The organism is Rhizorhabdus sp., assembly GCF_018006725.1.
In the GTDB taxonomy this organism is placed as follows: Bacteria; Pseudomonadota; Alphaproteobacteria; order Sphingomonadales; family Sphingomonadaceae; genus Rhizorhabdus.
Genome location: NZ_JAGMXV010000186.1, coordinates 1 through 9,070 on the forward strand (window position 1 = coordinate 1; position 9,070 = coordinate 9,070).

Genomic DNA, 9,070 nt, shown 5'->3' on the forward strand with positions numbered 1-9,070 from the left:
GCGCCGATGCCACCTACAAGAACCTGACCTTCAACGTCAGCTACTTCGACACCGACATCTCGAACCGGGAGGCGACGTACCTCCGCCCCAGCTTCAGCAAGGGCCATGACGGCACCGGCAACATCGCCGGCAGCACCGTCGTGGTCTCGCTGACGGCCGCCTTCTGATCATCGGAGGACACCCATGCAGGACCTGCTCTGGATCGCGATCATCATCGGGCTGTTCGCGCTCACCCTTGCCTACGCCCGCCTGTGCGACAACGCGTGAAGGAGGCCCGGCAATGACGCTCGATCTCTGGCTGGCGGCGCTGACCGCGATCGGCCTTCTCGTCTATCTCGTGGCGGTGCTGATCCGCCCCGAACGCTTCTGAGGGGAGGCGATCCATGACAATCCAGGGCTGGTTCCTGATTCTTCTTTTCGTCGGCATCCTGCTGGCGCTCACCAAGCCCGTCGGGCTGTGGCTCCACGCGCTCTACGAGGGCAGGCGGACGCCGTTGCACGTTGTGCTCGGTCCGGTCGAGCGCGGCTTCTACAAGCTGTCGGGCATCGATCCGAACGCCGAGCAGAGCTGGCGCCGCTATGCGATCCACATGCTGCTGTTCAACGTGGCATTGCTGATCCTGACCTACGCCGTTCTCCGCCTTCAAGGCGTGCTACCCGGCAACCCGCAGGGCCTGGCCGGCCTGTCGCCTGACCTCGCGTTCAACACCGCGGTCAGCTTCACGACCAACACCAACTGGCAGAGCTACGGTGGTGAGAGCACCATGTCGAACCTCAGCCAGATGCTGGGGCTGACCATCCACAACTTCCTGTCGGCCGCGACCGGCATCGCGCTGGCGTTTGCACTGTTTCGCGGGTTTGCGCGGCGCGAGGCGAAGGCGATCGGCAATTTCTGGGCGGACGTGACCCGGATCACGCTCTACCTGCTGCTGCCGATCTGCATCGTCTACACGGTGTTCCTGATCGCGTCGGGCGTGCCGCAGACGATGGCCGGCGCCATCAATGTGAACACGCTGGAGGGTGTCCGCCAGTCGATCCTGCTGGGACCGGTCGCGAGCCAGGAAGCGATCAAGATGCTCGGCACCAATGGTGGCGGCTTCTTCAACGCCAACAGCGCGCACCCGTTTGAGAACCCAACCGCGCTCACCAACCTGATCCAGATGCTGTCGATCTTCGTCATCGGCTTCGGCCTGACGTGGACCTTCGGCAAGGCGGTCGGCAACACCCGCCAGGGCTGGGCGATCCTGTCGGCGATGGTAATCCTGTTCCTCGCCGGCGTCACCGTCACCTACTGGCAGGAAGCCGCGGGCAACCCGATCCTGCATCAGCTCGGCGTCGCAGGCGGCAATATGGAGGGCAAGGAAGTTCGCTTCGGCATCGCCGCCAGCGCGCTGTTCTCGGTCGTCACCACCGCCGCCTCGTGCGGTGCGGTCAACAGCATGCACGACAGCTTCACGGCACTCGGTGGCATGATCCCGTTGTTCAACATCCAGCTGGGTGAGGTCGTCATCGGCGGCGTGGGCGCGGGCATCTACGGCTTCCTGCTTTTCGCCATCCTCGCGGTGTTCGTCGCCGGGCTGATGGTCGGTCGCACGCCCGAGTACGTCGGCAAGAAGATCGAGAGCCGTGAGGTCAAGCTCGCGGTGCTGGCGATCGCGGTGCTGCCGCTCGTCATCCTCGGCTTCACGTCGCTGTCGTCGGTGCTGCAACAGGGGCTGGCTGGGCCGCTCAACAAAGGGCCGCATGGCTTCTCGGAGATCCTCTACGCCTTCACCAGTGCAGTCGGGAACAACGGTTCGGCCTTCGCGGGTCTGACCGCCAACGCGCCGTACTATAACGGCCTGCTGGGCGTCGCGATGTGGTTCGGGCGCTTCTTCGTCATCGTGCCGATGCTGGCGATCGCCGGCAGCTTGGCGGCAAAGAAGTACACGCCTGAGAGCGCGGGATCGTTCCCGACCACCGGCGGCCTGTGGGTCGGCCTGCTCGTCGGCATCGTGCTGATCCTGGGCGGTCTCACCTTCCTTCCGAGCCTCGCGCTCGGTCCCATCGCCGATCATCTCGCGATGATCCGCGGCCAGCTGTTCTGATCGGGGGCCATCATGGCAAAAGCCCAATCCAAAAGCCTGTTCACCGCCGACCTGGTCGTGCCGGCGATCAAGGCATCGTTCCTGAAGCTCAACCCACGCGAGTTGGTCCGCAACCCGGTTATGTTCGTGACCGCGGCAGTGGCCGCGCTGATGACGATCCTGCTCGTCATCGGTCATGACGACCTGACGTTCGCCTTCAAGGCACAGCTGGCCGTCTGGCTGTGGCTGACTGTGCTGTTCGGCACCTTCGCCGAAGCGCTGGCCGAGGGCCGCGGCAAGGCGCAGGCGGCCAGCTTGCGCGCGACAAAGGCCGAGCTGGTCGCCAAGCGGCTGAAGGGCGACGGACGTCAGTTTGACAACGTGCCCGCCAGCCAGCTCAAGGTCGGCGACATCGTGCTGGTCGAGACGAACGACCTGATCCCGTCGGACGGTGAAGTCGTCTCGGGTGTCGCGAGCGTCAACGAGGCGGCGATCACCGGCGAGAGCGCCCCGGTGATCCGCGAGGCGGGCGGCGACCGGTCGGCAGTGACCGCGGGCACGCGAGTGATTTCGGACGAAATCCGCGTCAAGGTGACCGTGGAGCCGGGCAAGGGCTTCCTCGACCGCATGATCGCGCTGGTCGAGGGCGCCGAGCGGCAGAAGACGCCGAACGAGGTCGCGCTGACGATCCTGCTCGTCGGATTGACGATCATCTTCCTGATTGCTGTCGGCACCATTCCGGGCTTCGCCAGCTATGCGGGCGGGTCGATCCCGGTCGCGATCCTCGCGGCGTTGCTCATCACGCTGATCCCGACAACGATCGCAGCACTGCTGTCGGCGATCGGCATCGCGGGCATGGATCGTCTCGTCCGCTTCAACGTGCTGGCCAAGTCGGGCCGTGCGGTCGAGGCGGCGGGTGACGTCGACGTGCTGCTGCTCGACAAGACCGGCACGATCACTATCGGCGACCGGCAGGCGAGCGAGTTCCGCAGCGTGGGTGGCACCAGCGATGCAGAGCTCGCGGAGGCCGCGCTGCTCGCCAGCCTGGCCGACGAAACACCCGAGGGCCGCTCGATCGTCGTGCTCGCACGCGATAAGTTCAACCTGCAGCGGCCGATGCCGGAGGGGGCGGAAATTATCCCGTTCACCGCGCAGACACGTGTGTCGGGTGTCCGCTTCGGTGACACGCTGATCCAGAAGGGTGCGGTGGACTCGATCCTGAAAGCGAACGAAGGATCAGGCACAACCGCGGCGGCGACCGAACTGCGCCGCATCACCGACGAGATCGCGCGCGCCGGCGGCACGCCGCTGGCGGTCGCGAAGGACGGGCGGCTGCTCGGCGCGATCTTCCTGAAGGACGTCGTCAAGGCCGGCATCCGCGAGCGCTTCGGTGAGTTGCGGACGATGGGTATCCGCACGGTGATGATCACCGGCGACAACCCGCTGACCGCCGCGGCGATCGCAGCCGAAGCGGGCGTCGACGACTTCCTCGCGCAGGCGACGCCAGAGGACAAGCTGGAGCTGATCCGCAAGGAGCAGACCGGCGGCAAGCTGGTGGCGATGTGCGGTGATGGTACCAACGACGCGCCCGCGCTCGCGCAGGCCGATGTCGGCGTGGCGATGAACACCGGCACGCAGGCGGCGCGCGAGGCGGGCAACATGGTCGACCTCGACAGCGATCCGACCAAGCTGATCGAGGTCGTCGGGCTCGGCAAGCAGCTGCTGATGACCCGCGGAGCGCTAACGACCTTCTCGGTCGCCAACGACGTCGCGAAATACTTCGCGATTATTCCGGCGATGTTCGTTGCGTTGTACCCGGGCTTGGGGGTGCTGAACGTCATGGGGCTGGCGACGCCGCAATCGGCCATCCTCAGCGCGATTATCTTCAACGCAATCATCATCCCGCTGCTGGTGCCGCTGGCGCTCAAGGGCGTGGCGTACAAGCCGATGGCGGCCGGGCCGCTGCTGGCGCGCAACCTCGCCATCTACGGCCTCGGCGGCCTGCTCGCCCCGTTCATCGGCATCAAGATCATCGACCTCGTGGTCGGCGGTCTGGGCCTCGCGTAAGGATCAAGACAATGGGCAAGGACTTTTCCTCCGCGCTGCGCCCCGCGATCGTCATGACGATCCTGTTCGCAGTCCTTCTAGGCCTCGCATACCCGCTGGCCATGACCGGTATCGGTCAGGCACTCTTCCCGACCCAGGCGAACGGCAGCCTGGTTCGGGACGCCAGCGGCAAGGTCATCGGATCGACGATAGTCGGTCAGGCTTTCGTTGCAGATCGTTACTTCCAGACCCGCCCGTCTGCCGCCGGCAAGGGCTATGACGGGCTTGCCTCGTCGGGCTCGAACCTCGGCCCGACCGCGCAGGCGCTGGTCGACCGGGTGAAGCCCGATGTCGCCAAGCGTCAGGGCGAAGGCATGACCGGACCGTTGCCGGCGGATCTCGTCACCGCGAGCGGCTCGGGCCTCGACCCCGATCTGTCGCCGGCAGCAGCGCTGGCACAGTCCGCGCGCATCGCACGGGTTCGCGGGCTGCCCGTTGAGCGCGTTCGTGGCCTCGTAGCCGCGAATACCGAGACTTCGCTGCTCGGTGACCCGCACGTCAACGTACTGGCGCTCAACCGCGCCCTCGACGCCGCGGCGCCCACGCGCTGATGCCGGCGGGATCAGGAGCAGAAGCGGGCCGCCCCGATCCCGACGCCCTCCTGCGCGCAGCCGCGCAGGAGGGCAGAGGCCGCCTCAAGATCTTCCTCGGTGCCGCACCCGGCGTCGGCAAGACCTACGAGATGCTGTCGGAGGGCGCGGCGCGGAAGCGTGACGGTGTCGATGTCGTCATCGGCGTGGTCGAAACCCACGGCCGTGCCGAGACCGAAGCTCTTATCCGCGGACATGAGATCATCCAGCGTCGTGATGTGCCCTATGAGGGGCGTACGCTACGCGAGATGGATATCGACGCCATCCTCGCCCGCCGGCCACGGCTCGCGCTCGTCGACGAGCTGGCCCACACCAATGCACCCGGCAGCCGCCACCCGAAGCGGTATCAGGACGTCGGGGAACTGCTGGCGGCGGGGATCGATGTTTACTCGACCGTCAACATCCAGCACGTCGAGAGCCTGAACGACATCGTCGCCAGCTTCACGCGCGTGCGCGTTCGCGAAACAGTGCCCGACAGTATTCTCGAGATGGCGGAGATCGAAGTCGTCGACATTCCGCCCGACGAGCTCATCGATCGGCTGAAGGCTGGCAAGGTCTATCTTCCTGCCGAGGCGACCCGCGCGCTCGGCCATTTCTTCTCCAAATCGAACTTGTCGGCCTTGCGTGAACTGGCGCTGCGCCGCGCCGCGCAGGCGGTGGATGCGCGGATGCTGGACGACGTGCGCGCGCTGGGTCTCGGCGGCACCTGGGCGGGAAGCGACCGTATCGTCGTGGCGATCAGCGAGTTGCCGGGATGCGACGCCCTGGTGCGCGCCGCCAAGCGGGTTGCCGATGGCCTTCGTGGCCCATGGACTGCCGTCTTCATCGAAACGCCGCGTGCAGCCCATTTCACCGACGAGCAGCATGCCCGGGTTGCCGCGACGATGACGCTGGCCACGCAACTGGGAGGCGCCGTAGCAACCGTCCCGGCCGAAAATGTCGTGACCGGCATTCAGTCGGTGCTGGTCGATCTGCGCGCCACGCAGCTGGTGCTCGGCAAATCGAACCGATCTCGCTGGTTTGAACTCTGGCATGGGTCCGTGGTCGACAAGCTGGTCCGTGACACTCCCGACGTCACGGTACACGTCCTGCCGATGCCGGCTTCCACACCCGCAAGGCAGCGCGTTCGACGACGATCAGGAGGCTGGGGCACCCCGGCAGGGTATGCGATAACGACCGCGATGGTAGCAGCCGTGACCGGGCTCGCGACCGCTCTGTTTCAGATATTGAACCTCGGCAACGTGGCGTTGCTCTACCTGCTGCCGGTCATGGCCGCGGCGAGCTTCTTCGGGCTGCGCACCGGGCTCTACGCCGGTATCGCCTCAACCCTTGCCTACAATTTCTTCTTCCTGCCGCCGACCGGGACGCTGACGATCAGCAATCCCGAGAACCTCGTTTCGGTCTTCGTTCTGCTCGGCATCGCGATCGCGACCAGTCAGTTGACGGCACGGGTAAGAGCGCAGGCAGATCTAGCCACCACCAGCGCGCGTACCAACGCCACCCTGGCAGGGTTCCTGCGCCAGATTGCCGGCGTCAACGATCTCGACATTGCCGCACAAATGATCTGCGACGATGTCCGTCGCCTGCTCGACGTCCAGGTCGTATTGCTCGGACGGACGGACGGCTCCGAACTCGAAATCCTCGCCGCCAGCGATTCCGCCTATCGTCTCGACACGATGGACAATGCCGCCGCCAGCTGGGCGTTCGATACCGGCAGCCCGGCCGGCAAGGGTTCCGGCACGCTTGCCGCGTCGGAGTGGCTGTTCCAGCCCATGAAGGCAGGTGAGCGCGTGCTCGGCGTGCTGGGTGTCGCGAGCGAAAAGGCTGGCAGTCCGGTTCGGGCCGATCAGTTGCCGCTCCTTAGCAGCCTGATCGACCAGTCGGCTTTGGTGCTCGAACGCCTCCGCCTGCAGACCGAAATGCGCGACGTCGATGTGGTTCGCACCCGCGATCGTCTGCGCGCCGCCTTGCTCTCGTCGGTCAGCCATGACCTGCGCACCCCCCTGACAGCCGTGATCGCGGCCGCGGCGCAGCTGCATCACGGCGCCACGCCCGAGTTGATCGGTACGATCGAGAGCGAAGCGCAGCGGCTCAATCGGTTCGTTGCCAACCTGCTCGACATGGCGCGTGTCGAAGCCGGCGCGCTGAAGCTGAACGTCGAGGCGATCGACCTGAGCGACGCGGTGACGAGTGCCGCGCACGATGCCCGACGCGCGCTGGAGGGACATGGTGTGCGCCTCGATGTTCCACCCGACCTGCCGCTGGTGCGCGCCGATCCGCAACTGCTGCACCATTGCCTCCTGAACCTGCTCGACAATGCGGGCCGCTATGGCGAGCCGGGAACAGAGGTGGTCATCGAAGGCCGCAACCGCTTCGGCGAGCTACGGCTCGCCGTGCTCGACCACGGTCCCGGCCTCCCGCCCGGTCGTGAGAGCGAGGTGTTCGAGACCTTCAAGCGCCTTGAGGGGTCCGACCGCGCGATCGGCGGTACCGGGCTGGGTCTGGCCATCGTCAAGGCATTTGCCGAGGCGATGGGCATGATCGTCGAGGCAACCAACCGGCCGGACGGTAGCGGCGCCGCCTTCGCGCTGGTCTTTCCACCTGCCCTCATCGTCCGCGAAATTACGACCGAAAGTGCCTCCTGACATGCCAGCCAAAATTCTCGTTGTCGATGACGATGCGGCGATCCGTCGCCTGCTGCGCAGCACGCTGATCCGGGCGGACTATGCCGTCGTCGAGGCGGAAGATGCCAAGGGCGCGCTTCGCCAGGCTGCCGTCGAACATCCCAGCGCGGTCCTTCTGGACCTAGGCCTCCCCGACCGTGACGGCCTGACCATCATCCCGCAGCTTCGCGCCCATGGCGACATCGTCATCCTTGTGGTGTCGGCCAGGGACGCGGTCGACGAGAAGGTCACAGCGCTTGATCTCGGCGCCGACGATTTCGTGACCAAGCCATTCGACACGGAAGAGCTGCTTGCCCGCCTGCGTGTCGCCTTACGTCATCAGGGACTGTCGGAGACGACGCAGAAGATCGTGCGTCGGGGAGACCTGAGCATTGATCTCGACCGACGGATTGTCTGCCGCAATGGGGAAGAGCTCCACCTTACGCGAAAGGAGCACGAGGTACTGGGTGTACTGGCGCGCCATATCGGACGCGTGGTGACCCACGAACGCGTGCTCGCCGCGTGCTGGGGAGCGGAGGAAGAGCCGCGTGTCGAATACCTGCGGATCGTCATCCGCAATCTGCGCCAGAAGCTGGAGGCACCGGGCCCGGTCGGCAGCGTCATCGCCAACGAGCTGGGCGTTGGCTACCGGCTTCGATCCGACCACTGATCGCCGGACGGTTGGCGCAGAGGTCGCGTTATTCTAGACGGCCGGCATGCTGTCGATCGCAACCTATGCGGTAGCTGCCCTGGCCGAGATCGCCGGGTGCTTCGCGTTTTGGGCGTGGTTCCGTATGAACCGGTCACCTCTGTGGCTCGTCCCCGGCGTTCTCTCGCTGATGCTGTTCGCCTACCTCCTCACGCGCGTGGACAGCGCGGCGGCAGGCCGGGCCTATGCCGCCTATGGCGGAATTTACATCGCGGCGGCTGTGCTCTGGCTATGGTGCGCCGAGGGTGTTCGCCCGGACCGTTGGGACATTGCCGGCATGATGCTTTGCCTCCTGGGCACAGCCGTGATCTTCTTCGGGCCGCACCGCGCCTGACGGATTGTGCTGCGGCGGGGCTGTCAGAAAGGCAGCACTATGCGGGCGCTATGTAATTAGCTGGAATCGATCTCGAAATGCTATGTCGAGGGCGATAATTGGATTGCCACATCGAGGGTTGTGGCATGGTAGCGTGGCATCGGTCGCGGCGCGCCGACATCGTTCTGCGCGCCACGGGACTTCTTCTTTGCTGGGTAAGCTACACCGCAATTTCGCGGCTCGTCGCCATGCACGTGCCGCCACAGAAAGCTGGCGTCCTTGCCTACGGGATCGCGGCGGTCGGCTTCATGGCCGCGAGTGCCGGCAGCGCACTGACCATCCTGGGTCATCATCTTTTCGATGAAATCGAGGTGAGCGCCCGCTGGCGGGGGCGCCCAGACCTGAACGTCTTTTCTCCGTCAAAAGGTAGCATCGCGATGGACATCCCGGAACCGGCCATGCTGGTCGTAGGCCGTGACATTGATGGTGACTGGACCGTTCGTGAGAGCGCCGGAATGCTCCTCGGGCGCTTCTCATCGGCACAGGCAGCACAGCGTTTTGCCGAAGCGGAGCGGCGTGGACGAACATCGATTGCAGTTGCGAAGTCGGCGGGGGTACCGCAA

8 protein-coding genes are annotated in these 9,070 nt (G+C 65.6%); all 8 read left to right on the plus strand.

Annotated features, from left to right (window positions below; translation table 11 throughout):
• The first annotated feature begins 280 nt into the window (after window positions 1-280).
• A complete protein-coding gene (gene kdpF, locus KAY22_RS20315; protein WP_019517694.1) occupies window positions 281-370 on the plus strand; it encodes a K(+)-transporting ATPase subunit F in 90 nt (29 codons plus the stop codon).
• Between the two features lie 13 nt (window positions 371-383).
• On the plus strand, window positions 384-2,087 hold the full coding sequence (gene kdpA, locus KAY22_RS20320; protein ID WP_296625077.1) for a potassium-transporting ATPase subunit KdpA: 1,704 nt from the start codon (window positions 384-386) through the stop codon (window positions 2,085-2,087).
• Between the two features lie 12 nt (window positions 2,088-2,099).
• Window positions 2,100-4,133 carry a potassium-transporting ATPase subunit KdpB gene (gene kdpB / locus KAY22_RS20325; protein WP_296625078.1) on the plus strand — a complete coding sequence of 678 codons (2,034 nt, stop codon included), beginning with the start codon at window positions 2,100-2,102 and terminating at the stop codon, window positions 4,131-4,133.
• Window positions 4,134-4,144: 11 nt separating this feature from the next.
• On the plus strand, window positions 4,145-4,723 hold the full coding sequence (gene kdpC / locus KAY22_RS20330; RefSeq protein ID WP_296625079.1) for a potassium-transporting ATPase subunit KdpC: 579 nt from the start codon (window positions 4,145-4,147) through the stop codon (window positions 4,721-4,723).
• Window positions 4,723-7,407, plus strand: coding sequence for a sensor histidine kinase KdpD (locus tag KAY22_RS20335; RefSeq protein ID WP_296625080.1), 2,685 nt, complete (start codon window positions 4,723-4,725; stop codon window positions 7,405-7,407). Before kdpC ends, KAY22_RS20335 begins: the two co-directional genes overlap by 1 nt.
• A 1-nt stretch (window position 7,408) precedes the next feature.
• Window positions 7,409-8,095 (plus strand): response regulator transcription factor, encoded by a 687-nt coding sequence (locus tag KAY22_RS20340; RefSeq protein WP_296625081.1) that lies wholly within the window; start codon window positions 7,409-7,411, stop codon window positions 8,093-8,095.
• A 46-nt stretch (window positions 8,096-8,141) separates the two neighbouring features.
• Window positions 8,142-8,468, plus strand: a complete 327-nt coding sequence (locus KAY22_RS20345) for a YnfA family protein (RefSeq protein WP_296625082.1) — start codon at window positions 8,142-8,144, stop codon at window positions 8,466-8,468.
• Window positions 8,469-8,593: 125 nt separating this feature from the next.
• The coding region (locus tag KAY22_RS20350; RefSeq protein ID WP_296625083.1) for a hypothetical protein at window positions 8,594-9,070 on the plus strand (477 nt) is incomplete at its 3' end.

Excerpts from the sequence above, each read along its gene's own strand:
- kdpF (WP_019517694.1), top strand. The coding sequence starts at position 281 with ATGACGCTCGATCTCTGGCTGGCGGCGCTGACCGCGATCGGCCTTCTC.
- kdpA (WP_296625077.1), top strand. The coding sequence starts at position 384 with ATGACAATCCAGGGCTGGTTCCTGATTCTTCTTTTCGTCGGCATCCTG.
- kdpB (WP_296625078.1), top strand. The coding sequence starts at position 2,100 with ATGGCAAAAGCCCAATCCAAAAGCCTGTTCACCGCCGACCTGGTCGTG.
- kdpC (WP_296625079.1), top strand. The coding sequence starts at position 4,145 with ATGGGCAAGGACTTTTCCTCCGCGCTGCGCCCCGCGATCGTCATGACG.
- KAY22_RS20335 (WP_296625080.1), top strand. The coding sequence starts at position 4,723 with ATGCCGGCGGGATCAGGAGCAGAAGCGGGCCGCCCCGATCCCGACGCC.
- KAY22_RS20340 (WP_296625081.1), top strand. The coding sequence starts at position 7,409 with ATGCCAGCCAAAATTCTCGTTGTCGATGACGATGCGGCGATCCGTCGC.
- KAY22_RS20345 (WP_296625082.1), top strand. The coding sequence starts at position 8,142 with ATGCTGTCGATCGCAACCTATGCGGTAGCTGCCCTGGCCGAGATCGCC.